General features: G+C 43.8%; 29 protein-coding genes and 1 pseudogene. 6 read left to right on the forward strand and 24 right to left on the reverse strand.

What is annotated here, in order from left to right; translation table 11 throughout:
• Positions 1–322: 322 nt before the first annotated feature.
• The 4 genes and pseudogenes from ACQVGT_RS13745 to ACQVGT_RS13760 form a co-directional block, all read right to left on the reverse strand.
• Positions 323–1,294 (reverse strand): glycosyltransferase family 2 protein, encoded by a 972-nt coding sequence (locus ACQVGT_RS13745; RefSeq protein WP_015483135.1) that lies wholly within the window; start codon positions 1,292–1,294, stop codon positions 323–325.
• Positions 1,295–1,305: 11 nt separating this feature from the next.
• Positions 1,306–3,474: a glycosyltransferase family 39 protein gene (locus ACQVGT_RS13750; protein WP_015383452.1), complete on the reverse strand. Its 2,169-nt coding sequence runs from the start codon at positions 3,472–3,474 to the stop codon at positions 1,306–1,308.
• Positions 3,475–3,481: 7 nt separating this feature from the next.
• Positions 3,482–3,589, reverse strand: a pseudogene (locus tag ACQVGT_RS13755) (hypothetical protein); the annotation flags it as partial.
• A 101-nt stretch (positions 3,590–3,690) separates the two neighbouring features.
• Positions 3,691–4,641 (reverse strand): ring-cleaving dioxygenase, encoded by a 951-nt coding sequence (locus ACQVGT_RS13760; RefSeq protein ID WP_015383451.1) that lies wholly within the window; start codon positions 4,639–4,641, stop codon positions 3,691–3,693.
• Between the two features lie 388 nt (positions 4,642–5,029).
• Between ACQVGT_RS13760 and steT the strand changes: the two genes are divergently transcribed.
• The 6 genes from steT (at position 5,030) to spoIISC (ending at position 9,502) form a co-directional block, all read left to right on the forward strand.
• Positions 5,030–6,346 (forward strand): serine/threonine exchanger, encoded by a 1,317-nt coding sequence (gene steT, locus ACQVGT_RS13765; RefSeq protein ID WP_015383450.1) that lies wholly within the window; start codon positions 5,030–5,032, stop codon positions 6,344–6,346.
• Positions 6,347–6,621: 275 nt separating this feature from the next.
• Positions 6,622–7,239 (forward strand): DUF47 domain-containing protein, encoded by a 618-nt coding sequence (locus ACQVGT_RS13770; RefSeq protein WP_003218470.1) that lies wholly within the window; start codon positions 6,622–6,624, stop codon positions 7,237–7,239.
• A 12-nt stretch (positions 7,240–7,251) separates the two neighbouring features.
• Positions 7,252–8,253, forward strand: a complete 1,002-nt coding sequence (locus tag ACQVGT_RS13775) for an inorganic phosphate transporter (RefSeq protein ID WP_003232642.1) — start codon at positions 7,252–7,254, stop codon at positions 8,251–8,253.
• Between the two features lie 109 nt (positions 8,254–8,362).
• Positions 8,363–9,109, forward strand: coding sequence for a toxin-antitoxin-antitoxin system toxin SpoIISA (gene spoIISA, locus ACQVGT_RS13780; protein WP_003244695.1), 747 nt, complete (start codon positions 8,363–8,365; stop codon positions 9,107–9,109).
• Positions 9,109–9,279, forward strand: a complete 171-nt coding sequence (gene spoIISB / locus ACQVGT_RS13785; protein ID WP_003232646.1) for a three component toxin-antitoxin-antitoxin system antitoxin SpoIISB — start codon at positions 9,109–9,111, stop codon at positions 9,277–9,279. The genes spoIISA and spoIISB overlap by 1 nt, the downstream gene beginning before the upstream one ends.
• Positions 9,280–9,364: 85 nt before the next feature.
• Positions 9,365–9,502, forward strand: a complete 138-nt coding sequence (gene spoIISC / locus ACQVGT_RS13790) for a three component toxin-antitoxin-antitoxin system antitoxin SpoIISC (protein ID WP_003232648.1) — start codon at positions 9,365–9,367, stop codon at positions 9,500–9,502.
• A gap of 37 nt (positions 9,503–9,539) precedes the next feature.
• Here the strand turns inward: spoIISC and ACQVGT_RS13795 are convergent, their stop codons facing one another.
• The 20 genes from ACQVGT_RS13795 to ACQVGT_RS13890 form a co-directional block, all read right to left on the reverse strand.
• Entirely contained in the window at positions 9,540–10,433 is an 894-nt protein-coding gene (locus ACQVGT_RS13795) for an N-acetylmuramoyl-L-alanine amidase (protein ID WP_015483134.1), read from the reverse strand.
• A gap of 12 nt (positions 10,434–10,445) precedes the next feature.
• On the reverse strand, positions 10,446–10,709 hold the full coding sequence (locus tag ACQVGT_RS13800; RefSeq protein ID WP_015483133.1) for a phage holin: 264 nt from the start codon (positions 10,707–10,709) through the stop codon (positions 10,446–10,448).
• Between the two features lie 12 nt (positions 10,710–10,721).
• Positions 10,722–10,991 (reverse strand): hemolysin XhlA family protein, encoded by a 270-nt coding sequence (locus ACQVGT_RS13805; protein ID WP_015252265.1) that lies wholly within the window; start codon positions 10,989–10,991, stop codon positions 10,722–10,724.
• A gap of 52 nt (positions 10,992–11,043) precedes the next feature.
• Complete coding sequence (xepA, locus tag ACQVGT_RS13810; RefSeq protein ID WP_015383447.1) at positions 11,044–11,883, reverse strand: phage-like element PBSX protein XepA; 840 nt, start codon at positions 11,881–11,883, stop codon at positions 11,044–11,046.
• Between the two features lie 46 nt (positions 11,884–11,929).
• On the reverse strand, positions 11,930–12,094 hold the full coding sequence (locus ACQVGT_RS13815) for an XkdX family protein (RefSeq protein WP_014479563.1): 165 nt from the start codon (positions 12,092–12,094) through the stop codon (positions 11,930–11,932).
• On the reverse strand, positions 12,091–12,420 hold the full coding sequence (locus ACQVGT_RS13820; RefSeq protein ID WP_015483132.1) for an XkdW family protein: 330 nt from the start codon (positions 12,418–12,420) through the stop codon (positions 12,091–12,093). The genes ACQVGT_RS13815 and ACQVGT_RS13820 overlap by 4 nt, the downstream gene beginning before the upstream one ends.
• A gap of 13 nt (positions 12,421–12,433) precedes the next feature.
• On the reverse strand, positions 12,434–14,515 hold the full coding sequence (locus ACQVGT_RS13825; protein WP_015383445.1) for an XkdV family phage structural protein: 2,082 nt from the start codon (positions 14,513–14,515) through the stop codon (positions 12,434–12,436).
• Positions 14,516–14,517: 2 nt separating this feature from the next.
• Complete coding sequence (locus tag ACQVGT_RS13830; protein WP_015383444.1) at positions 14,518–14,790, reverse strand: hypothetical protein; 273 nt, start codon at positions 14,788–14,790, stop codon at positions 14,518–14,520.
• The gene (locus tag ACQVGT_RS13835; RefSeq protein WP_015483131.1) at positions 14,787–15,365 is read right to left on the reverse strand and encodes a YmfQ family protein; all 579 of its coding nucleotides are present in this window, start codon (positions 15,363–15,365) and stop codon (positions 14,787–14,789) included. Before ACQVGT_RS13835 ends, ACQVGT_RS13830 begins: the two co-directional genes overlap by 4 nt.
• Complete coding sequence (locus ACQVGT_RS13840) at positions 15,349–16,395, reverse strand: baseplate J/gp47 family protein (RefSeq protein ID WP_015383442.1); 1,047 nt, start codon at positions 16,393–16,395, stop codon at positions 15,349–15,351. The genes ACQVGT_RS13835 and ACQVGT_RS13840 overlap by 17 nt, the downstream gene beginning before the upstream one ends.
• Positions 16,388–16,813, reverse strand: a complete 426-nt coding sequence (locus ACQVGT_RS13845; protein ID WP_015483130.1) for a DUF2634 domain-containing protein — start codon at positions 16,811–16,813, stop codon at positions 16,388–16,390. The genes ACQVGT_RS13840 and ACQVGT_RS13845 overlap by 8 nt, the downstream gene beginning before the upstream one ends.
• A 58-nt stretch (positions 16,814–16,871) precedes the next feature.
• Entirely contained in the window at positions 16,872–17,138 is a 267-nt protein-coding gene (locus tag ACQVGT_RS13850; protein ID WP_015383440.1) for a DUF2577 family protein, read from the reverse strand.
• Complete coding sequence (locus tag ACQVGT_RS13855) at positions 17,138–18,115, reverse strand: XkdQ/YqbQ family protein (RefSeq protein ID WP_015483129.1); 978 nt, start codon at positions 18,113–18,115, stop codon at positions 17,138–17,140. Before ACQVGT_RS13855 ends, ACQVGT_RS13850 begins: the two co-directional genes overlap by 1 nt.
• A 15-nt stretch (positions 18,116–18,130) precedes the next feature.
• Positions 18,131–18,790 (reverse strand): LysM peptidoglycan-binding domain-containing protein, encoded by a 660-nt coding sequence (locus ACQVGT_RS13860; protein ID WP_015383438.1) that lies wholly within the window; start codon positions 18,788–18,790, stop codon positions 18,131–18,133.
• Positions 18,783–22,784, reverse strand: coding sequence for a transglycosylase SLT domain-containing protein (locus tag ACQVGT_RS13865; RefSeq protein WP_080030663.1), 4,002 nt, complete (start codon positions 22,782–22,784; stop codon positions 18,783–18,785). The genes ACQVGT_RS13860 and ACQVGT_RS13865 overlap by 8 nt, the downstream gene beginning before the upstream one ends.
• 1 nt (position 22,785) lies before the next feature.
• Positions 22,786–22,935 carry a hypothetical protein gene (locus ACQVGT_RS13870; protein ID WP_003239113.1) on the reverse strand — a complete coding sequence of 50 codons (150 nt, stop codon included), beginning with the start codon at positions 22,933–22,935 and terminating at the stop codon, positions 22,786–22,788.
• Between the two features lie 29 nt (positions 22,936–22,964).
• On the reverse strand, positions 22,965–23,411 hold the full coding sequence (locus tag ACQVGT_RS13875; protein ID WP_003232676.1) for a phage tail assembly chaperone: 447 nt from the start codon (positions 23,409–23,411) through the stop codon (positions 22,965–22,967).
• Between the two features lie 92 nt (positions 23,412–23,503).
• Positions 23,504–23,947, reverse strand: coding sequence for a phage tail tube protein (locus ACQVGT_RS13880; RefSeq protein ID WP_003232677.1), 444 nt, complete (start codon positions 23,945–23,947; stop codon positions 23,504–23,506).
• A gap of 1 nt (position 23,948) precedes the next feature.
• Positions 23,949–25,349, reverse strand: a complete 1,401-nt coding sequence (locus ACQVGT_RS13885; RefSeq protein ID WP_015383436.1) for a phage tail sheath family protein — start codon at positions 25,347–25,349, stop codon at positions 23,949–23,951.
• The gene (locus ACQVGT_RS13890) at positions 25,346–25,561 is read right to left on the reverse strand and encodes a YqzN/YkzM domain-containing protein (protein ID WP_015383435.1); all 216 of its coding nucleotides are present in this window, start codon (positions 25,559–25,561) and stop codon (positions 25,346–25,348) included. The genes ACQVGT_RS13885 and ACQVGT_RS13890 overlap by 4 nt, the downstream gene beginning before the upstream one ends.

Below are 25,561 nucleotides of genomic sequence, written 5' to 3' on the forward strand. Positions count from 1 at the left end.
GGCTTTTCTTTTGCTGAGCTTTCTTCTCTCTGAATCGACGTTGACGTGGGGAATTGTATTGGGTACCAGTATTCTATTAAACATAACTGGTACGGCTCTAATCATGCGTTTCTTAAAAGCCCCCCAATCTAACAGCTGACATGCAGCAAAGCCGATGACGAAATCTTTAAGTTTTGCTGTTTTTATTTCAGCATGACTGAACCGCAGTACAAGCTCACAATCTCTTCTTTACCCAATTTCCATATATCTATCAGCATCTTTTGCTTTAGATCGTGCTCAGAGCATAAAAACCCCCTGTCCGTAACGGACAGGGGGTTTGAGGTTATGACATATGCTGGTCTCTATAGAGTCTTTTATTTTTAATTCCATACGATTTTTGGACGATGTAAAGCGGCCTGTCTTTGGCTTCATCGTAGATTCTGCCGATATATTCGCCGATCACGCCCAAAATCAGAAGGACAATGCCGCTGAACAGGAGTTGGATCACAATAAGTGATGACCAGCCGGTAATCGTGCTGTCTGTGAATAGCTTCAGATACAGCACGATAAACATATACAGAAATCCAGCACCTGACATTAAAATCCCCGCATAGCTTGCCAGCTTCAGCGGTTTATGTGAAAATGTCGTGATGCCGTCCATTGACAGCTTCAACATTTTCTTGAGCGGGTACTTTGTTTCTCCGGCGAGCCTTTCATCACGTACATACTCGACCGCTGTCTGTTTAAAGCCCACCCAGCTGACTAGCCCTCTTACAAATGGATTTTTTTCTTTTAATCTCTTCATTTCATCACAGACTTTTCTGTCCATGAGGCGAAAATCCCCCGTATCAACCGGGATATCAATATCTGTCATACCGCTGAGAAGCCGGTAAAACATAGCCGCGGTTTGTTTTTTGAAAAAGGTTTCCCCTTTTCGTTTAGTCCGCACGGCGTACACGACCTCATAGCCTTCCTTCCACTTTTCAATCATATCTAAAATCAGTTCAGGAGGGTCCTGCAAATCGGCGTCAATGACGACGATTGCATTCCCCTGTGCATAATCCATACCCGCCGTAATGGCGATCTGGTGTCCAAAATTCCTTGAAAAATCAATAATTTTCACTTTCGGATCGATCAGGCTGTGCTCTCTTAAAATCTCAATACTGCGGTCTTTGCTGCCATCGTTGACAAAAAGCAGCTCGTAGTTTTCCTTCGTTTGATCCATGACCTCTTTTAAGCGCTGATAGGTTTCATGAATGACAAGCTCTTCATTATACACAGGTACAACAATTGAATATTGAATATGTCTGCTCATGTTTTTGCCTCCTATTCATCAGCATGTAGTTCGTATAATGTTGCTGACTGATTCATTCCGCCAGGTCCGCCCATTTTGCCGTTTTTATCTGAAGCCTTGCTGCTTGATGTATCAGCTGAATCAGTATGTTCTGTTTTTTGCTCAGAACTTGATTGCCATTTTTCTGATGCTACTTCTTTTCCATTTTTCTCAACCCATTCAACAATGTCATTGTTTCCGCCTCTTCCCATTCCAGAAGCCAAGAAGTATTTCACTTTTCCTTCTTTTACAAGCTTTTTGAATTGAGTCAGTGTGATCGCCGGGTCAGAACCGCTGAATCCGCCAATAGCCATGACAGCTTTTTTCGTTTTAATGATATATGGTGCCGCTGTGTTCGAATCGGTTGTGGCGAATAGGTATTCAGCTCCGGAGTTATTCTCCTCTAGATATTTGATCAGTTTTTCATTTACAGTCGCATCAGACATTCCCATGCCTTTTCCGCTCATTGATGCGAGCTGAGGGCCTGTTTCAGGCAGTGAGCTGTTGCCTCCGTACAGAAGCGGTGTACTTGCCCAATAAATCGGCATCACCAGCAATGCGAGGAGAGCTGCAAGTGAAACATAATAACTGAACGGTTTTTGGCGCTGTTTAAACAGCAGCAAAGCAATCGCTGACAACACGCCGATAACACCTACACCGATGCTCCAGCCTGCACCGATTTGATCGTTGTAGTTTCTGAGAATAAACAATTCAAATCCAGTTGTCGCAATAATTGATCCCGGCAAAAGCCATGCTTTCCAGCCTGTCTGATTGCGATACAGATGAACAAGGGCAACCCATCCCGCACCGACAAGAGCCGCAATCGGCGGTGCCAGCATGATGAGATAATAATGATGGAAAAATTCTGCGACACTGAAGAATCCGGCAATCGATACAAGCCACGCAACCCAGAACACCGTTTCCTTCTGCTCTATAGATAATCTTCTTCTTTCTCTCGCGCCAGCGATCAGCAAGCCCGAAATTCCAAATATTGCAAATGGCAGAAGCCAGCTGATTTGATCAGATAACTCTTGTTGGAAAAGCCGCAGTGGACCAGGTGTTCCCGTTCCAAACATCCCTGAACCTGATTGCATTTTCGAACCGGTTCCTGTACCGCCTTTCCCTCCGTCTCCGCCGGGTCCGCCTTGGCCGCCATCTCCGCCGCTTGGAGGGCCTCCTTGAACGCCGCTTGGCATTTCTCCTCCGCTTGGCATTTGGCCATTGGATGGAGGTACCGTCATATTGCCATTTGAGGATTTACCATCGCTTGATGAGCTGCTGCCTGATGACTGATTAGGCGGTGCTTGAGTGTTATCAGAAGAAGACATTTCTTTTGAAGCGTCTTTGTTTGGCGCACCCTGGCCGCCGCCGGAATTTTGGCCTGTCAGCCGCTGAATCCCGTTATATCCGAAAGCCAATTCCAAAACAGAGTTGGTTTGGCTGCTTCCGATATAAGGCCGCTTGCTTGCAGGGATATTGTCGACAATGAGCGGCCACGATAACGAAACGGCTGCTAATACGGCTAACGCACTTACCAGCGAAATGATTTTTTTCTTCACCGCGGCATTTGCCGCAATCAAATAGAACAATAGGAAGGCCGGTAAAATCATGTAAGCCTGCAGCATTTTTGTATTGAAACCTACCCCAACAACGAAAAATGCCGCTAACAGCCAGATCAGCTTTCCTGTTCTGATCGCTTTAAAGAGAAGCCATGTAGCAAGCAATAAGAAAAATACCAGTAATGCATCAACATTGTTTGTACGTGCTACAGCTACAGCAATCGGTGTACATGCCATGATGAAAGAGGCAATTCTTGCTGCTGTCTTACCGAATGTCGGTTTTATTAACAGATACATTAAAAGGACAGAACCTACACCAGCAAGTGCCTGAGGCAGAATGACGCTCCACCCGTGCATACCGAATATCAGTGCGCTGATCGTTTGGATTTGGTATGTAACAGGCGGTTTATCCACTGTTATAAAGCCGGCAGCATCGAACGAAGCATAAAAGAAATTATGAAAGCTTTGCATCATACTTGTGACTGCAGCGGTGTAATAAGGATTCACCGTATCATCATTCCAGATGTTATAGATATTTAAGAATGCAGATGCGAGCAAAATGAGGATGAGGAAAATATCCAGCTCGCGTTTTTTCTTTTCCACGTGTTTTTCACTCCTTTTTGTCTAACTTGGAAATAGTGTAACAAGCAAATATGAATAAACTATTAATAAACAAAGACAATATTTTTGCCGAGGTCATTTCATGCCAATCATCCATTTCCCTTAACCGGAACCCGATACTTCCTTCCCATTGAGCGATGCTGCTTCAGCAAAATAAAAAAGCCTTCCGGCATACCGGAAGGCAAACGAATTACAATTTTATTGAATCGGTTTCAATTTTTCTTCAATTTCAGCTCTTCGATGCTCAAGATACGGCGGAAGAGCGATCGTTTGGCCAAGCTCATCAAGATTTTCATCTACCATAAAGCCCGGTCCGTCCGTTGATAACTCGAACAAAATGCCGTTCGGTTCTCTGAAATACAGCGCCTTGAAATAGTAGCGCTCCACAATGCCGGAATTGCTAAAGCCTTCCCGGCTGATGATCCGGTGCCACCCGGCAAGTTCTTCTTCATCTCTTACCCGAAATGCGACGTGGTGAACACTTCCTTTGCCTTGACGCTCGCGCGGAAGATCGTTTCTTTCTATTAAATGGATTTCCGTTGCAGCACCGCCTTCTCCTGATTCCAGAATAACGGCAGTTCCTTGCCCTTCGACTGGTTCACGGCTGATTTCTGTAAATCCAAGAATATTCGTCAATACGTGTAAGGTTGGTTCAGCATATGGCACAGTCAGTTCAACCGGCCCTAACCCGCGAAACGAAAATTCTTCCGGAATGCCGCTCTGCTTAACAGGCAGGCCATATCCTTTTCCTTCTTCATCAGCAGTCAGCACAAGTCGCTGCCCTTCATGATCTTGAAATGCCAATATGTCACGTCCGGCTCTTTTGGAGATGCCGCTGTGCGTTACTTGCTGCTCTTCAAAACGTTCTTTCCAGTAATGCAGGGCTTCTGTGCTTGGAACGCGCAATCCAATAGAAGAAATACTGTTTGTTCCCGCATGAAACGGTGCAATGCGGGGAATCTCGAAAAACGTCAGCTCAGTTCCCGGGTTTGCCACTTCATCTCCGTAGAATAGATGGTACATTGTCGGTTCATCCTGATTGACGGATTTTTTGACGAGCTTTAATCCTAATACTTTCTTATAGAAATCCAAGTTTTTTTGTGCATCGGCCGTTAATGCCGATACGTGGTGTATGCCGTTAACTTTCATATGCTGTCCCTCCAGGTTATTTTATCTCGATTTCGAGATATTATATCATAGTTGTATATTTATTGTTCTAATAACAAAGTATTTTATTCGCATGAGAAAGTCAACATATCAGCTTCACCGAAGGTTCGTTCATTCTCTGAATTCTCACCTCCCCTCCGTACCGGCTAAAATCCCAACGCAGAAAACACGAACTTTACAAATGAAAATAACAAATTTTATTCGTTTATAGATTGTCAAAACAGGCGTTTTCACAGTTTTATCTGCTGTACACAAAGCAAATTTCGAAAATCAGAAAATTTATTTTATTTCACTTTTCTAAAATAGGGTTTACAATATGAAAAAATAGATTCTTCAACATGAAGCTTCAACATCATAGGAGGTTAAGGACATGCATACTGAAGACAACGGTTTAAAAAAAGAGATAGGCCTCTTGTTTGCCCTTACTCTTGTCATCGGAACCATTATCGGTTCTGGTGTTTTTATGAAGCCCGGCGCTGTGCTTGCTTATTCAGGTGATTCAAAAACGGCGCTTTTCGCCTGGCTGTTAGGCGGTATTTTAACACTGGCGGGCGGTTTGACAATCGCGGAAATCGGAACGCAGATTCCAAAAACCGGCGGTCTTTATACGTACCTTGAAGAAGTGTACGGCGAGTTTTGGGGATTTTTGTGCGGCTGGGTGCAGATTATCATTTACGGCCCGGCGATTATTGGCGCGCTGGGTTTATATTTTGGATCTTTAATGGCGAATCTTTTCGGCTGGGGATCTGGACTATCAAAAGTCATTGGAATTATAGCAGTTCTCTTTTTATGCGTCATTAATATTATCGGTACAAAATACGGCGGTTTTGTCCAAACGCTGACAACGATTGGAAAACTGATTCCGATTGCCTGCATCATCATCTTTGGCCTTTGGAAAGGCGATCAGCACATCTTCACAGCAGTAAACGAAAGCATTTCCGATATGAACTTCGGGGCGGCTATTTTAGCTACATTGTTTGCTTATGACGGTTGGATTCTCCTTGCCGCTCTCGGCGGAGAAATGAAAAATCCCGAAAAGCTGCTGCCACGCGCTATGACGGGCGGATTATTAATTGTAACGGCGATCTATATTTTCATTAATTTTGCATTGCTTCACATCCTGTCAGCGAACGAAATTGTCACGCTTGGTGAAAATGCGACAAGCACCGCTGCAACCATGCTGTTCGGTTCAATTGGCGGAAAGCTGATCAGTGTCGGGATTATCGTCAGCATCTTTGGGTGCTTAAATGGAAAGGTGCTTTCTTTCCCGCGTGTTTCATTTGCAATGGCGGAACGCAAACAGCTTCCATTTGCTGAAAAACTGTCACATGTACACCCGTCGTTCCGTACACCATGGATTGCGATTTCTTTTCAAATTGCTTTGGCTTTGATTATGATGCTGATCAGCAACCCTGATAAGCTCTCAGAAATCTCTATTTTCATGATCTACATTTTTTATGTGATGGCCTTTTTTGCAGTGTTTATTCTCCGCAAGCGAGCAAAGGGAGAAAAGCGCGCCTACAGTGTTCCGCTTTATCCATTTATGCCAATTCTGGCAATCGCGGGCTCCTTCTTTGTGTTAGGCAACACACTCATTACAGATACAATGAGCTGCGGATTATCCATTCTCATCGGCCTTGCCGGACTGCCTGTTTATTACGGGATGAAAAAACGAAAAGCAAGCTGATAAAACGGTTCCCTTGTTTAGGGAACCGTTTTTTGGTGAAACAGAAGATAAAAGTTGACAGGAAAAACACAACTTTTGATATACTTTTTACGTTAAGCAGAAAGTTTTTGCAAACTTGGGTCGTTTTTTTAAAGCGAAGTAGGTCAAAATAAGGAGACACGATTTATCAAAAAAGTCAAGATACGTTTTTTTCGACTTTACCTGTTTTTTTTCGACAAAAGGCTATATAATAATTTGATGTGTGCATTGTTCATTCAAACTATGGAGGGTTTTTAATGATAAGAAGAAAAAAAGATAAGTTCTCACTCCTTTTAACAGAAATTGCAAAGAACATAGACGAAACTGCAGAATATTTTGTGAATTTTAAGGTCACTAACCAAACGACGCTTAAAGAATTTGCAGATACGTTAAAGGAATATGAAACAAAAGGTGACAATCATGTTCATGTCATGATTAAAGAGCTTAACAAAGCGTTCATCACTCCTATTGAGCGCGAAGATATCCTTCAGCTGACAAACAGCTTGGATGATGTGCTTGACGGAATCGAACATTTCTCTGCCATGATGGAGATTTTCTCAATTACTTCATCAGACGAGCATATCGATAAATTCAGCGGATACATCAGAGAATGTGCGAAAGAGATTTTGATTACGATCGAGCTGCTGGCAGAAAATCGCTTAAAGGATATTCAGCCTCACGCAATCAAAATTAAAGAGTATGAGCACAGCTGTGACAACTTGCACAGAAAATCATTAAAGAATCTTTTCGGAAATGAAACAGACCCAATCAAAGTCATTCAATATCGTGAAATTTACGAAACGCTTGAAGAAATCGCCGACTCTTGTCAAAGTGTTGCCAATAATCTTGAAACCATCATTATGAAAAACGCGTAACGAGGGGTAAAAATGGATATTCTATTAATATTAACGATACTAATAGTCATTTGTGCTCTGGCGTTTGACTTCATCAACGGGTTTCATGATACGGCAAACGCAATTGCGACTTCGGTATCAACAAAAGCGTTGAAACCGCGCCATGCCATTATATTGGCTGCTGTGATGAACTTTGTCGGAGCAATGACGTTTACAGGTGTTGCCAAAACCATTACGAAAGACATCGTAGATCCTTATACGCTGGAAAATGGCTCTGTTGTCATTTTGGCTGCGCTACTCGCTGCAATTGCCTGGAACCTTATCACATGGTACTACGGTATCCCAAGCAGCTCATCCCATGCCATCATCGGGGCTATTGCCGGTGCAGCCATTGCGGCAGCCGGATTTGCAGCGTTAAACTATAAGGGCTTCATTAAAATCATTGAAGCACTGATCCTATCACCAATTATTGCTTTTGTCCTTGGTTTTATTCTTTATAGCATCGTTAAGCTGATTTTCAAAGACAGCAACTTGGCGAAAACGAATAAGCAATTCCGCAGAGTGCAGATTGTAACAGCTGCCCTGCAATCGTATACACACGGAACAAACGATGCGCAAAAAGCAATGGGAATTATCACAATGGCTCTCATCACAGCGAATTTACATACTTCTGCTAATGATATTCCTACCTGGGTGCAATTCGCCTGCGCGACAGCCATGGGTCTCGGAACATCAATCGGCGGCTGGAAAATCATCAAAACCGTTGGCGGAAAGATCATGAAAATCCGCCCGGTAAACGGTGTTTCCGCTGACTTAACCGGAGCAGCCATTATTTTCGGCGCCACGTTTATTCATTTGCCGGTCAGTACAACCCACGTCATTTCTTCATCAATTCTTGGCGTCGGTGCATCACACCGGGTAAAAGGCGTAAACTGGGGTACGGCCAAGCGAATGCTCATTACATGGGTCATCACGCTTCCGATTTCAGCGACACTTGGTGCCATCGCCTACTTTATTTTAAATATGATATTTTAATGTCACACCGCTTCTGTCAAAGGAGCGGTTTTTTTGATGGAACAGGAAAACCATCCGGATCTCTCGAATACAATAAGCAGAACCTATTTCAGATGTGAGGGATTCGAATATGGTTTTATTCTTTCAGATCATGGTCTGGTGCATCGTGGCCGGACTGGGGTTATACGTATATGCCACGTGGCGTTTCGAAGCGAAGGTCAAAGAAAAAATGTCCGCCATCCGGAAAACTTGGTATTTGCTGTTTGTTCTGGGTGCTATGGTATACTGGACATATGAGCCCACTTCCCTATTTACCCACTGGGAACGGTATCTCATTGTCGCAGTCAGTTTTGCTTTGATTGATGCTTTTATCTTCTTAAGTGCATACGTCAAAAAACTGGCCGGCAGCGAGCTTGAAACAGACACAAGAGAAATTCTTGAAGAAAACAACGAAATGCTCCACATGTATCTCAATCGGCTGAAAACATACCAATACCTATTGAAAAACGAACCGATCCATGTTTATTATGGAAGTATAGATGCTTATGCTGAAGGTATTGATAAGCTGCTGAAAACCTATGCTGATAAAATGAACTTAACGGCTTCTCTTTGCCACTATTCGACACAGGCTGATAAAGACCGGTTAACCGAGCATATGGATGATCCGGCAGATGTACAAACACGGCTCGATCGAAAGGACGTTTATTACGACCAATACGGAAAAGTGGTTCTCATCCCTTTTACCATCGAGACACAGAACTATGTCATCAAGCTGACGTCTGACAGCATTGTCACGGAATTTGATTATTTGCTATTTACGTCATTAACGAGCATATATGATTTGGTGCTGCCAATTGAGGAGGAAGGTGAAGGATAATGGAACGTGCGTTTCAAAACAGATGCGAGCCCAGAGCGGCGAAGCCGTTTAAAATCCTGAAAAAACGTTCAACCACCAGTGTCGCAAGCTATCAAGTCAGTCCGCATACAGCAAGAATCTTCAAAGAAAACGAACGGCTGATTGACGAGTATAAACGAAAAAAAGCATGATCACACTAAAAGGACAAGGGAAAACAGCTCTTGTCCTTATTCCTTTTCTTAAAGGGTTACATATAATAAATACAAACAGAGGATAATGTCAGGTGATACAGTGAAAAAATTGGTGAGGCGTGTGAAGTTTGTTGATTACGGAAGGTTTGGGCTTTCCGGGTACTCGCTTCGGGTGAGGGAGCGCAGTGCTGGAATTATTAAAAAGTTGAAGAAGAAAAAATAAATCCCGGAGCGGCTCCGGGATTTTTTATGGTCTTTGATCAGCTTAATTGCGCTGCGATCTTCGCTTTCGTCGGAGGCCCGTAGATACCGTCAGCAGTTAAACCGTTAACAGACTGAAAACGGGCAACTGCGTCAGCTGTTTTCGGTCCGTAAACGCCGTCAATTCCGTTGTTAACAGCGCCTTTATCAGGGTAAAAATACAGAGCCGCAAGTGCTCGTTGCACCTGAAAGACATGTTCTCCTGAGGTATAAGGTGTTGTCAATTGAATGATACCATCAGGGAGCGGATAGAGCTCGGGTTCTTCAGCGGACGATGGAGCACTTACAATTAATACTTGACCAACGCGAATAAGATTCGGGTCTTCGATATTGTTCCACTCTTGCAGCTGAGCAACCGTAACACCAAATGCTCTCGCTATGGATGTAAGTGTGTCGCCCTGTTTCACGACGTAAGTTTGGCTGCCGCCTCCCCCAATTCCTGCTTTGAACGAATCCCACGTATCTAACAATTTTCGCGGACATTCCTTCCCTGACCAATACTTATGAGGGACGACATTGGCGAGACTGATATTTTGTTCAGCCATTAATGTTTTGATGAGCCACTGGGCATTTGCTGTTGCTTTTGCAAAATCGCCATCGGCATTTTCGCAAATTTCAATTCCAATAGAAGCCCGGTTGCCGCTGCCATTTCCGTCTCCCGCATGCCAGCCGTTTTCATTTAAAGGCAGATGCTGATAAATTTCTGTATCATCAACTGTAAAATGCCAGCTTGTCGTCGTATCAGGATTTTTCAAATAGCGGGCATGCGCTGCAGCATCTGCTCCTACTGCGGTATTCGCTGTATTGTGCACCGTAATGTAAAGCGGCGTCATTGCGTAGCCTGGACGGTTATTTGCGCCAACCGGAATAAAGTCTTGAATAATGTTAACCATTTTCATCTCTCCTTATTTCGTCAGATTATTGTCCCTTAACAAGTCGCGCTGTTTTTTCCCTTTTTCTGTTACGTAGTTGTTTTTAAACCAAGCGGCAAGTGTCGTTCCAATTGTAAATGCGATGGAACCGGCTGAATAAAGAGCGTCAGCGAGCTGATTGACCTGCTCCTCCTGAATGTCCAATGGTGATTTGCCGAGTATCAGCATGGTCTGGTTGATTAAAGCAATTAAAAGAAGCACCGTCCTGATGACCGTGCCCTTGTCAAACGTGTTCATGAAAATCCCCCTTTAATGCTGCAGCAGACTGTACATAATGGCGATGGCTCCGCCAATGATGCCTGTAGACACTGCTGTAATGATGGCACCTGTGATGGTGCGTTTAATCCACGTTGTGTTTTCTTCAATTTTGTTTAATTTTTCGTTCAGCGTCATGATTTGCTGGTCTTGCCGGTCAGACACGCGTTCTAATGCGGAAACCCTCTGCTCAAGCGCTTTGTGCTCGCCTTTTATGTCTGCTAAGTCCTGCTGAAACACATTCACATCTGCCTCTTGCTGCATTATTCACTCCTCCTTCACATGCAGATCACCTCCCTTCCGAGAGCCAAAACTGTTATGAAACAGCGGTCCCTTTTACCGAGAGAGTACCGCCGGTGATACTGATAATCTCCATGATGATCTCCTTAAACCCTTTAATATCAAAGGCCCATGCCTCAGCTTTTCCTAATGTACTGGAGGCAGTGGTAGCATCATCAGTTTTCACGCCTCTGATCGGCAGTTTCTGTCCTGACACCGATTTGCCCCAAAATTTGACTTCGCTCATTTCCGCTGTGCCATATACTTCAACGAGTAAATGCGCGGCGCCGTCAACAGGTAAAGAAGCACCCTCGCCGGCGGACTCTGCATTTTCATGAAAGACAAAGTCAAATGTTTTGCGAGCCTCGACTTTCAGCCGTCCATCGTGTGTTTGATTATCCGCAAAGTCAATCTGTAAAGGCGTTTTTCCATTGACACGCACATCCATCTCACCCGCACCGACTGATTGGTATAATACAAACTCAGATTGCTGAAGATTCCCGTTCACATAACGGAAACGGTAATAGCGTTTAGAAAGGTATACCCAGTCCGTCGCTGTCAGGACACCTGCTGCGACATTAACTGTTGCTGTCGTTGTCCAAACATTGTTGTTGTCGCTTTCTTCTATAAAGAGCGTACCTTCACGATCTGCATACGCCCAGCCCTTCACTTTCGAAATCAGAACTGCGCCAAGCCTGTCCTGCCCGAGCTGACTGTATGCCTCAGTCGCCTTTAAGGAAGCATTTGTTAAAATCTCCGCTACGCCTGACAAATTCGAAACAGGTGTCACAAAATCATTTTTTCCTCCTCGATAGGGCTTTACAGCGCCGGCTTTTCCAGTCCTATCGAGAGGAAATTCATATTGATACTTCACCATCTTCATCCTCCTTTGATCTAAAAACAGGCAAAATAAAAAAGCCTTACTACATGGCTTTACCGGTAATTTCTTTATACTGGTCAGCTGTGATCAGCTTTTTGTTCACACCCTCTGCCAGATCCTCAATTGAACAGTCTTTATATGCTAATGCTTGTTTTACCATATCTGCTGTCGCCCACTCATAATAGAGGGCAAGCACCCAATAATTCATTCAGAAAGATCTCCTTTCAAGGAATGTAATGATAGCTTTATATCTGACAACTCGTTCCCTAATGTTTTGTTCAGTTCTTCAAGCTGCTTGCGTGCCAGCTTCTCCTGCGACAACTCCTGAGCGAGGAGCTCCACCTGATCGGGCGGCTTATACGGCGGATTTTTTTGGAGCTCTTCCCACCAGGATTCGAGTTCTTTTTGTGTTGGGATGGGGGCGCGCAGGTTCCACTCGGCTATATAAGACCCTTCCCCGTCATTTTGAACGATAAAATCTCTTGTTGGGTCTGCACTGGGGTATTTAAACATGATTGCTTCTGCGATCATCATTTTGCCTCCTATCTTATACTGTAGGATAGTTAAGTCCTCCAAGTTCTTGGACGTCTATATAGTTGTATAGCTCGTTAAAATCGGATACACCTCTTCTATCATCACCGCTATAATTGCAATAACAATAGATCTCTATATAGTCACCTTTGTTCATAGGAACGGTTACATTACCATTTAATCCAAGGTACATTTCATTTTGCTTATCAACAAAGTCCCCTCTCTTATGGTCAATTGGTTTATACAATGATCCATTTAGATAGAGTTTCAGATGAAAATTGATGTAAGCCGGTGTATTTATCATATACAGCCCAACTCCCACTAAAAACATTCCATCATTAGGGGCAACGAATCTACTATTATTTGTGTCAAAAGCATTATGACTATCTTTTATTTTGCGTTTAAACTGAATTTTTGTATGGTTAGCTTTATTTAAATATTGTATGCTGTTGGCCCGAATATTGGCATGTGCAAATCCAGAAATTTTATGCCAAGCTGTCCAGCCTGTACCAGCCCACCAATGGCGGATCCAAGTCCCAACATGATCATAGCTTCCACTAGTTGTGTCTGCATTTCCATAAAAATACTGAGTAAAGCGATAATTACTATGCTTTTCATTTTTTACAATGCCATAGGTAAGTGGGTAACCGGTAGCGTTATTAGCTCCTATATCCATGAATGTGATACCAGCTGGGTAATCATTTCCGCTTATTCTCGCATCTTGGATTACATTTGTTCCTGTTAAAACAGTTAATTTTTGATTAGAATAATTTGCATCAACATAGTTTTTAGCATCATCTAAGGCTTTATCTGCTTTAGTTTGAGCACTTGCCTCGGTCTCGATCTTATTCCATCCTTTAAACACGCCATCTGTATGAATCGTTGCCATCCAAAAGGTTCCGTCGAAACTTCTAGAGGCCAAAATTGTTTTTCGGCCGCCACCTCCTGTTTCAATAACATCATAGTTATACCATGATCCATCTCCCAAAACAGGATTGTTTATTATGACATTCCCTACTGCATAATAAAAGCCAGAGGGCAGCGTTAATAAGTCAGTTCCATCTGGGATTTTAGTTCGGCAACCTTGAGTATCAGTTAATCTATATAGTTGTGCATTATTCCATTTGTCCTTATCGGATGTTGTTACATGGATATCTGTTTTATTGGCATGTGCATCTATCTTTGACTGCACTCCCGTTATAGACTCAATTTGATACCAATTGATCGCACTATCGTTAGCGTTATAGAAAAACCACCAAGCATTACCTCCCACATCCACAGCATACCCCATGCCTATTCCTAGCTGACCGACCAATTGCATACCTCGAAGACTTGTGTTTGACGGGTTATCTGTGACCGCGTTTGTTCCATAGAAAGTAACAGTCCCAACATCTTTGAGCGAATCATAAAAAGATCCAGATGACAGGTTAATCTTTTGTGTCCCGTTATCGGCAGTTACTTTAAATAACTGTCCAGAATTCCATTTGTCTTTATCGCTTTTATTTACATGTATTTCAGTTTTTTCTTCATGGCTCCTCACCTTAAATTGAGCGCCTTCTGAAGTTTCTAATTGAACCCAATCAGTCCAGCCGGAATCATTCAGGCTTTTTCGCCATGTACCTCCTTCATAATCCATTGCCAAAGCTTCTCCATAAGATTTGTAGCCAATATACAATCCTCTAGTGGCAAACGGTGGGGTATTGATTCCCGTCTTATCAGTATAAAAGAAAAAGGTTTGATCCAATTCTTCCACAATTTTGTGAAAATCCAGACCATTTTGGATGCTTGCTAGATATTTTCCGTTTTCATCAGTTAACTTAGTTAATTGTGCGTTGTTCCACTTTGTCCTCTCACTGGATGAAATGTGTATGGTTTCATCTGAAATATGCTTGTCAAAATCCTTCTTCGCCGCCTGCTGCACATTATCCACATTCCCCAGCCCGATTTGCGCCTTTGTTGTGTTGTGGGGGTTGTTCATGTCGTTTTTGTGGGCGGCCAGGTCGGTGTGGGCGTCTTTTATGCCTTTTTCCCAGCGGTTGACGTCATCTTCGTTGATGGGGTCGTCCGGAAGCCAGTCTGTTTTTTCTTCGTATGCCATGTTTACACCACCTCAAAAGTAAATCTGAAATCGAGTGTTCTGTTTTCGCTAACGTCCAGGTCAGTCTTTCTCTCTATGATCACATTGCCCAGCTCGTCAAAAATTTGTACCATTTCGATATGCTTGATGTCTTCCTCACGTTTTGTCAGAACGGTGACGGTCGCACCGTCAATGGCGAGCTCTACTATTTCTGTTTTTTGGCCGTTGAGCAGCACGTGATCGATTCTGCTTTTCAGATCAGCCGCTGTGCGTTCTCTGTATATGGTTGAAATCAAGTTAAGACCACCTCATTGTTGTTAAGAGTGACAGAATAACCGACCTTGAGCTCACTGGCTGTTCGGTATCTGCGGTGATTCAGGATGACTGTATCTTTGATTTGCAGCGTCTCATTCAATCCTCCTCTGAGCGTATACGCCAAATGAGCGGGTTTCATGTTTTCTATCGCTTCGATCAGCTCATTCATGTGCTGGAGGTCATCAACATTGATATCGACGTTAAATCGGTATTCGCCGGGAAGCAGGCGGACCTGTGCAGACGGGTTTTTCAAGAAACGGTTTACCGCCTGCTCAATGGCCCTGTATGTGATGGGCGGGATGTTCGACATTTTGGAAATGAGCCGCAATCGTCTGATCTCATCAGTGTCGCCTGATTCCCGCGGTACGTTTAAAATCTTTTCCCAGCGGCTGAGCCCCCATGTCGCCGTCGGTACGAATAACTGATCCGTCAGATCAAATATGCTGTCATTTTGTTTATCAAACTCAGGCGCTTCCGCTTTCAGCAGCTCGGCCATTTCTTTAAGGCTGGTGAGAAACGGAGGCAGATACGCTGTCATGTCATCTTGTTTGCTCAATGATCTTCACCTGCCCAAGCTTAGGAATTTCCACGTCGCTCAGCACCAGATTTTCAGACGTGCCGTTGATTTGAATATTGGAGTAGTCACTGACTGATGGTGAATTATAGACGATATTGTTAATTTGAGAAAGGCGGATGACGTTATCTTCAAACGCCATTTTCTTAAAGAGATTTAAAACGCCTTCCTCAATTTCTGACTTCACTTCATCAATTGAGTGATTGATCTCAGGCAGCACTTCGGCAGAAATCTCAACTTCTTTCCAGACCGCGCTTTCCACTGTGACAACGGCTCCGATTGGCGCCTGTCCCTCTCCCTGTCCTGGTTCAGGGTCGATATAATCTTTCACTTTTTGAATTAAAATTTGAGAAGCGGGCTCAAGATTTGCATTCGTGACGACAATTTTGACCGTGCCTTCACCGTTCCAAAGCGGGAAGATCTTTGCCTTCCCCACACCGTCCACTTCTTCAGCCCACTCCTTATAATGCATTTTATTGGCACTGACGGCCTCACGCCGAACCCTTGTAAAATACCGTTCCCGCAAGCTGTCATCTCCTTCTTCCTCGCGTCCCGGAATCAGGATTTCTTTGACAATGACCGTTTCTAAACCGGGAATGGTATCCAATGATAGTAAATTGCGTCCGGTCAGATTGGCATTTCCCGCTTCACCAGGTGTTTCACAGATGAGCGTCCCGTCTGCCGTATATTGAAAATAAAGATTATCCACGTAGAAACGGGAGCCGACAGGAATGGTTACTCCAGACGTAAACTCTCCCGCTCTGACAGCCTTTGTCGCGGCAGTTCTTTCAATTCCCGCTTCCGCTGCACGCCTGTCTAAAAATTCGCCTTGTGCGGTATCAGAAAAAACTAGCTCAAGCACAGTATCCATCCATATATAAGACTTCGCAAGCTCGGCCGCCGCCGGGGCTAACGCATTATAAATGACGCTGCCTTCTCTTGTGTCAATATCTGCGGAAATGCTGTTCAGCATACGCTCCATAATCGCTTCAAAAGTCTGATCTTCAAACATCTTCGCCAATCACCTCCTCAATCTCAAGCGTTCCTTCATCCGTCTCCACCACGAAGGACACATGAAACGCGTCGCCTTGTTTTTCAATCTCAAAATCTGTTACAGCCGATATCCGGTCATCATAAACCAGCGCCTCTTCTATCAGTCTCGGGATCTCCATCTTTTTATAGGCATCAGTCGTCTCATGATCTGTCAGCACGTCCTGAAGCTCGTTTCCGACATTATGGCTGTATATGGAATACGCATAGCGTTCTGTCTGTAAGGCGATATACACGAACTGCCTGATCGCTTCAAGCCCTGTAATCAGCTCATTCGTAATTCTTCCGTTTTCAAAATCTATTTTGTACGTTTGCGAGGTTTCAATGACTTCGCTCTCATCTTCAAAATCCTCAAACTCCACTTCTGGTGTCAGGGCCATGATGCCCACTCCTTTTTACATGCTAAATAAAAACCCCTTCGTATTGAAGCGGTTTTGTCTATACCTTATCTAAAATAAAAAACGATTGCCCGCCAGTCAGAGCCGCGGTCATGAGGCGATCCCCCGGTTCGAGTGCATCGTCTCCTCCGGACTGCATCCGTTTTGGGATAATGATGGCGTCAGCCGGTATGATCAGTTTGCTGTTTTCTTTTAATTTGATTTCCACAGGAGAAACCGAAACGACTTCAGCCGGGAGCAGTTCTACCGGAGACTCAGCGTCAACTGCGCCGACTGCCAAATGTTTTATAGCCTCACTTAATCTCATCAGGAAACTCCTTCCGGCATCGTATTCTTTTCCACAACATCGATCGTCATCGTATGTTTCGTTCCTTTAAATTCATGCCGGTCCGTATCTACCCAATAGGTTTTCTTGATGCCGGCCTCCGGAATCGAAATATAGACGGGCAAGCCGCTCTGCACTTCCGGGATGCCCACTGCCTGAATATTTTTCAGTTCTTTTTTCACGCCCTTTTTTTCAGCAAGGCGTACATCTGCCCGCTGCTGAAGCTGTGCCTGGTTGATGTCATCTGTGACCGTTTCCGTATATTGAAGCACACCGTATTTATTTAAGCCTGAACTGTCCTTGGCAGAGGCTTTATATGTCTTATTGTCCTTCTGCCGGCGAAGCACCACCCGAGTAGCAGTGTCGTTTATAGAAGTGCTGTATTGGTAGCCCGTGATATTGACGCCCGTTTCAAGCACCCATACTTCTGACGGATCTGGCCAAGCGCGCAGACCGAGCTTTCCTTTTTCCGAATACAGCTGGTAATGTCGTCCTGTCTGGCTTTTCGTCTGTTTCAGCGCTTTTAATATGATGTCATACAATGTCGTATCATTTTTAATGACAAGACTTTTGATCGTATGGCCTGTGTTTGCGATCGAGGTTGTCGGTATCTGGAAGTCACTAGCAATCCTTCTGATGATCTGGTCGGCCCGCTGATTGAAAAACACGTACATATCCTGGTTTTTGACCAGGTACTGAAGCATGTCATAAGCGCTGAAGGCAAGCGTATGCTCGTCCGGGGTTCTTGCAAAAACAATGCCCCGAAAAAGCTCTTTTCCCTTCCATTTAAACAAGACCGTATCTCCTTCTGAGACACTGTAATACGTCTGGTCGCCCTGTTTGGTGACGATGGTCGCTTCAATGGAGCGCGGCGCCTGATAACGATGGCCCTCAAGCGATACGCTTTCTGCAACCAGCTCAAGCCACTCTGTGTCTTTAATGACGAACAGTTCTATCATCATACATCACCTGTTTCATTGCGGTATCTTTAATTTTTGGCCGGGAAAAATCCAGTGGCCCGGCTGCCTGATGTTCCGTTTGCTTCGTTTGATCATTGCTGTTTTATTGGCGTTCCAAATTTTGCGCCATTGAGTGCTGTTCCCGTAAAATCTGCCTGCAATGTCCCATAGCGTGTCTCCCTTTTTCACTGTGTACGTCTTCGGCGCAGCCTTCGACGGACGTTTTGCCTTTGTTTTTTTCTTCTGCTTGATTTTCCGCGGGGAAGCGGTTTTGTATTCTTTTAATTGAATATCAAAGGTGCGATCACCTATATCCTGCTGGCCTTCGCTATAGGAAAAACCTTCAATGCTGCATGTTAAATTCACTTTAGTTCCCGTAATCAAAAACTGGACCGGTTTTTTGGCATTCATCCATTTCTCAATTTTTGATATCGCATTTTCCGGCGACGGGAAGGTTTGATATTCAGCTATTGGGCTGTATTTCTTCGGGAAAAACGAAGAGAACGAAATTTCTTTCGCTCCTTGTTCGTCAATAAATGTAAGGTCACCGAACTTGGCTACTTTAACCGTCTCATTCTGAACCGTATTTGAAATATTCAGCTGGTCGGGAAGAACGGGGAGCCGCAGCTTGTCCTTCCCTTGTGAAATCCAAAATTCATATACGGATTTAGTCAAATGCAACGACTCCCTTCGTTCCAATATTGATATCCTTTTGCAGTTCGTCTATAAGTGCCTGCTTGATTTTCGCTGCAAGGGTTTCAGCGTCCTGTCCATTATGGAAGTGCTGGTCTCCGTTAAATTGAATATAAATCTCTTTTGATCCGGAAACCGTTGCGGTTGGCTGGCTAGCTGAAGTAACAGCGGAAACTTGTCCTGAAGAAAGCTCAGACTGCTGGGATTGAGACGGATCTGTCACTTCCATACCAAGAGCTTGCGCGGCTCTCTGAAGGAGGTAGCGGCCGCGGATGCCTCGCTCCTCCGGAATGATCCATTCCCGCTTGTTTCCTTCTCCGACACGGGCAATTTGTTCTTTTGTAATCAGCCCGCCGTTTGCGTAACCAACATACGGTCCGCCATGATTCAAGCTTTTAATACCCGGCACATTGTTGATTGATCCATATCTGCTTTTAATGTAGCCGATCGCAGCAGCTGCGTTGTGAATCGGATTTTTAATGTTACCCATCCCCGGTGCTTTATGGTCATTAAAGGTGCTTGGGATGGTCTGCATCAGCCCTTGTGACGGATGCCCCGCTTTTGCGTTGCTGTCCCACAAGTTAATTGCATTCGGATTGCCTCCGGATTCATGCTGCGCAATCGTCATGAGTCCCGGAAGCCAGCTCACCGGTGTCTTGGTGGCCATGAGAGCAGCCATAATCCATTGTTTTACGTTCCCGCCCATGGCTCCCATTCCGGAATAGGCAGCCGCCAGTGATCCGGCTTGTTTTTCAGCAAATTTCTTTACATCTACTGAGCCAAGGCCTTTGACAACACCAATAGAAGCAAAACGCCCCAAGCTCATCATGACACGGGAAGGTGAATGAATATCTAGCTCCTCACGGAAAGCCTGCTCCACTCTCTTGGCCATATCCTTTGCTGCTTGTTTTACTTCACTGGATTTAGAATTCATGCCTGTCACAAAGTTTCCGATCAAACCGGAGCCCCAGCTGTTCGATGTGTCTTTTGAACGCAAGAACGGTTTGTCAACATGTGTACTCACATACTGTGCAGTCCCTGTTTGGGTTGAGTTTTGTCCTTGCGCAAAGCCTTTGACCGTTCCTGTGCCCCATGAAGACGATTTGTTCACAGTGGCTTGATACGGCGTTTTAACTTTTGATTGCAAAAAGCCGTCCGTTCCGGTTGCTGTACCGTTTTGGCCCTTGGCATACCCGCTTACCATTTGTTTACCGTAATTTGGTGAAGCAGAAATCATTTGTGTAAATGGCGTATTGATGTTTTTCTTTTTCCAGTCTTCCATTTTGACCGGCTGATCGCTGATGCCTTTACCAAAGCCTTCTGAAAATTGCTGTCCGAGTGTGGACGCTTGGCCTGTAAGATTTGCAGTGTTCATTACTGGGGAGGCTGAGCCTGATAGAGGACTGACAGCTGCTCCTCCTGAAACAGATCCTGGACTTCCGCCAGAAGACGAAGCTGCGCCCATGTCGTCTACAACTTGCATACCCAGCTTAGACGCCGCTTGTGAAAGAAGCATCTTCCCCCGGCCTCGGTTGTTATCAACCGGGATAACGAATTCCTTGCCGGCTTCACCGATCCAAGAGATGGTTGGTTTGGTGATGTAGCCGCCTGTGGCGTTCTGATCTAGTGCTTGTTGAAAAACAGTCATATTATTATTTGATGGAGATTGAGCAAAAATGTTATTAGTAGTTGGTTTGGAACTAGTTTTTTTCTCTTTCGAATCCTTTTTGCTTGGTTTTTTCTTGAGGTGAGTAACTTCTTCCCCCCTGTGTATTACTTTTGCAACGAAACCACCAACTGAATCTTTTAAATCGAATAGCCATTGAAATTTCTCAGCAATTTTCTCTGATACTTTAACCAATGGATCTTTCACATGTTCATTAAACCAAGTTTCAATTCCATCCCATGCATCCTCAAAAAATTTCCTTGCATCATCGAATTTTTCTTTTATTGAAGTTTTAATATCTTCTACTTTTTTGACGATTGGGTTCCATACATTATCATAAAACCAATTCGATACCCCTGTCCAAATATTGGAAATCATTGTCCATGCATCATTGATCTTACTCCAAATCCATGTTGCCGCAGTGGTTACGGCTTCACTTACAGGATTCCACACATTGTCCATAAACCATGTTGAAACAGTAGACCATATGCCTGAAATAACCGTCCAGGCGTTGCACAACCCAGTCCATATCGTTGTAGCAACATTAGTAACTGCTCCGCTTATTGGATCCCACACGTTATCCTTAAACCACGGGTAGACAATGTTCCATACTGCCAATATGCCATCCCATGCATAGGCAAACAATCCTACTATAAAATTAATTACAGGTACAGCAACATTATAAATAGGTGTAAACACATACTGGTCAAACCAAGTTGAAACTTTACTCCATGTATCTTCAATCCAAGTAATAGCCCCATTGGCAGTATCAGAAATGGAGTTCCATTTTCCACTCCACCACTCTTTGTTAAATAGTGAATTGCTTATGCTCTCCTTTAACTTAGAAGTATCAAACATCTTACCAATGTTCTTACCTGCTTCTTCGCCGCCGATTCCGCCTACTAATCCGCCGCCAATTCCGCCGATTGCCCCGCCGATTGCTGTACCTTCCGGACCAACGAAAGATCCAATCGTTGCACCAGCTTCCGCTCCGGCTGTTGCACCAGCTTCCGCTCCGGCAATACGTCCTCCAATTGAACCAACCTTTTCGCCAGCATTATCTTTATTGATTCCAGCTAAATCAAACACTGCTAAAGCAGATCCTACGTATGGAACAGCCTTTCCCATTCCTCTGAACGCTTTACCTAGTTTGGATGAATCTTTCCCTAGCGATTTTAACCCTCCAAGCCAGTTCTTTAACTTGGAACCCGAGGTCCTAGGTGCACTTTCAGCAGGTATGCCGCTCTGGCGTCTTCTTATCACCTCTCCAGGAACCTTGAGTGTTCTGTTTGGAACCTTTGTGGGACTTTTCTTTTTTCTATAGGTTTTTTTATTTTTAGTGCCTGGACTGACATCGCCGCCTTCACAGCAGTCGCAGCAACAATTTCCTCCTGTATTACGGTTAAGGACTTTTTTATCCGTGTCAGAATTTTCACCAGAATCGTCCTTTTTTTGTGGTCCTAGTATTTTATCAATGATCTTATCAAACACATCATTTTTCAGCTTTTCTATCAATCTCTCTTTGAAACGATCCAAAAAAGCTTTGCCTATTTCATTGAGTGTATCTTTAATCCAAGGCCAAGCTGATTTTGTCCACCAATCCTTCAGCCAACCTTTTATTTTTCCGACCCATCCAGGTTTTTGATCTGAGCTTTTATCAGAGCCTTTATCTGAGGATTTGTCTGATTCTTTCTTAGAAGTTTCTTTGTTAATCGGGCTTTCTTTTTTATTGATTTTGTCTGATATTTTTGTCTTAACAACCACTTTTACATAATAGGTTTTTTCAAATTTCCTTAGAAGGGCTGTTAATCGATTAACTGTTTTGGTGATTTCATCGATGACCTTTAGTTTTACTGTATATCCGCTTTTCAAATTTTTCTTAATATAACCGATAATCCTTTTAACTGTAGAAATAACCTTGTCATCTGGAATCAAAAGGAATGATAGTTTTTGATTAGAAAGCATCTTCTTTATTTTTTTATACGCAGCTGCTGTCCGGTCTACCAAAGAGACAGTCAGCTTCGTTTCTTTCGGCAGCCGTTTAAGTTTTCTTTCAATTGCATCAAGCTTTGAAGTGACTTGGTCATCAAGTACAACTTTAATTTCAAGCGATTTCGCGAATTTCAAAATGATATAGTCGTTTATTTTTCTCAGCCGGTAAAATGCCTGATCTTCCGCTCTGATACTGATTTTGATTTGCCGATTAATGGTTTTGACTTTTTTTTCGACCTCTTGGAATCCTTTATGTATCCGTTTTAGTTTTTTAGATACCTTGTCTTCGAGATCAAAACGGGCTGTTAATTTTGCGATATTAGTTCCCTCCTCTCCTTGATTCTTTTTCTAATAGATCTAGCTTATAACCTATCAACCCAAATAAAAGAGCTTTAAAATGTTTTGGTGCTTCATATAATTCAAGAAGTTGGGATGGCGAGTAATGAAGCTCATGCATTGCATAGTACAAATACACAGCTTCCTTATCGCCATCCTTTACTAGTTTTTTGCTTCTTCTTCTAGATCTTCAAGATCATCTTCAAAACCATTGATTTCAATTGCTTTATTCAGCCAGTTCGCATACTCTCCCCCAACAGATAATACACGTTTGGCAACTTCTACCGGATCCGCAGTTTTGTATGCTTCCCTTAAATCTTTTGAACGAAAATCAGGATAAATAGTAGATTCGATGGCAATTCTCGCATAAAAGCGCTGAGAGTCTAAATCTTTGACACGGCCGCGGCCTTTCACATTTTTAAATGTGGTGTTTTCTTTCTCTAATTCATCAATACGTTCAGTAGTAATTGGTTTTAAAATAAACGGAATGACATTCCCTTTTTTATCAACAAAACGCTTTGAGATCGGCACTTTGATTTCCTCAGCTTCAATTGTTTTTCCCGGCATAAAAAAGGAAAGATCATATACGTTTTCGTTCTTCTCGCTCATGTAAAAAACTCCCTTGTCTATTGTTTAGTTTCATCTTGTAAAAAAACAGACCTTTCTGAGAAAGGTCTGCGTATGGGCTGATTCATGTTTTATTAAAACGTGTCAGATAGCTTTTCAGGGACGTCGAAATCTTCGAATGTAAATGGAACTTCTTCCTCTAACGCTTCTGAATCGACATCAAGGCTTGCGATTTTGGCAGAGTCAAAGTTGACGTCGTACAGCGTGACTCGCTCTGTGCCTCGGCCGGAGGATTGATCATCCAGCACGGCTTGGAGTGTGAAATAAGGGTCGCTGCCTTTTTTGACATAGTCCATCATCAATAGCACGAATTTTGATGTGACTTTGTAGAACGTTGCGGTCCCTGTTCCATTTGCCCCTGTTGTTTTATGGCCTGTCATGCGGCGGCCCATAATGTTGACTTCAGATTTGTTTTTCTCAACGTTTGCTTCAAATGTTTTGATGTGCGCCATTTCCTCACCATCGAGAAATAAGCGGCCTTCTTTTCCTGAGATTGTGTTTTGTGCTTTTAATGCCATATTAGTTTACCTCCACATTAAAGTAGAATTTTTCTGCTGCATCGACAGGCTGTACAGCCAGGTCAATCAAGAAGCCGTCACGATCTTCATTCATTGAAATTGTGATATCTTCATCGGAATCAAAGCCAGTGATGCCGCCCGCATCCTGAAGCGTTGTCATGTATTGCGTGATCATCGTTTTTACATACTGCAGTCCGTCTTCAGATGCCGGGATATCGCTTCCGCTGCCTTTTCTTGATTTAATTAAGGCTTTCAGCTCGCGTGTTAAATCATTATTCACAGCATCCAGGACACGAACGATTTTGTTCTTTGCAAATTTCTTGTTTTTCTCAGCTGTGAACGTCACGAGTGAGTTAATGTCCTTTTCTACGCTGACGGATTTATCGCGGGCGTCGAATGTAAATAAAAATTCACCTTTACCCAGACGTTCAACAATCGTATCGTGGTCAAGGCGGTGTAACACATCAACTGCGCCTTCGTACTCTACAAATGTAAGTGATTGGTTAAAGGTTGCTCCTGCACTCGCTCCGGCTACCCAAGCTGTTGCTTTGTCCGGTGTAACTTCCGTGCCATCTTCAAGCAGCACACCCTCAGTTACGTTGATGATGCCTTCATAATCACCGGCATAATTGGCTGTGACGCCTTGCACTTTTTGTCCTTGGCCGTCGCGCAGGCGTTTAATGAAAGCAGCAAACGTCGCCTTCAACTGGTCACCTTCTGCAACAGGCAGCGCAATCACATCAAAGCTCTCCGTTTCAGCCGCGGCTAAGAAATCTGTATAGTCGGAGTTGACAGGGGCTTTATCCGTACCGCCGGATAAACGGATGCCCGCGGATGCATTCAGCGTCTCAGCTGCAGTGTCTCCTTCTGATCCAGTGAGAGGAATCGTTGAAGAAAGATCGCCTGTTCCGGTAAAAGTGACATAGCCGTTAGCTGTTAATTCTTCAGCCTTTTTGACAGTCTGTTTATCAACCTCTGATTCGTCCATATATGTTGTCACATCGAAAGAATTAGCATCCAGCACATTTTGATTGATGCGGATGATAATGTCATTTCCTTTTGTTCCGCCATATACTGCAGTTGCTTTGACGCCTTCAGCAATATCAGCAGACGCTCGGACACCTTCGGTTAGACGGTACATCAATACCGTTTTCGCATTTTTCTTCGCTTCACGCAGCAGCAATAAAGACGGGTCATCAATGCTGAGGCCTACTTTTTTGTTCAGGTCTTCAATGCTGGAAATGGAGACGAACGTTTTCGCTTCGCCCCAGCTTGATGCGACCGGAAGTGCGACTGTTCCCCGTTCACTGAGTGATACCCGCTCCTGTGCCGTCGTTTTAAAGTTAAAATAAATGCCTGCTCGTTCTTTTTCTTTGCCTGTTGTAAATGTTCCGCCATTCATGATGACATGACCTCCTTGGTTAGAAATGTTTGAATCAATTGGTTGGCTTCTGATTTCGTCATACGTGGTTGATCCACGCCAAATAAAGCCCCCTGAAGAATATCCGGCTTAACGCCGAACAGTTCCTTCGCGTGCTTAATCAAATCCGCTGTATCAAATAGAGCTTCCCGGCTCTTTGTATGTACAGCCTTCTTCTGTTGTTTGTCCTTCAC

Source organism: Bacillus sp. SCT118 (genome assembly GCF_058566435.1).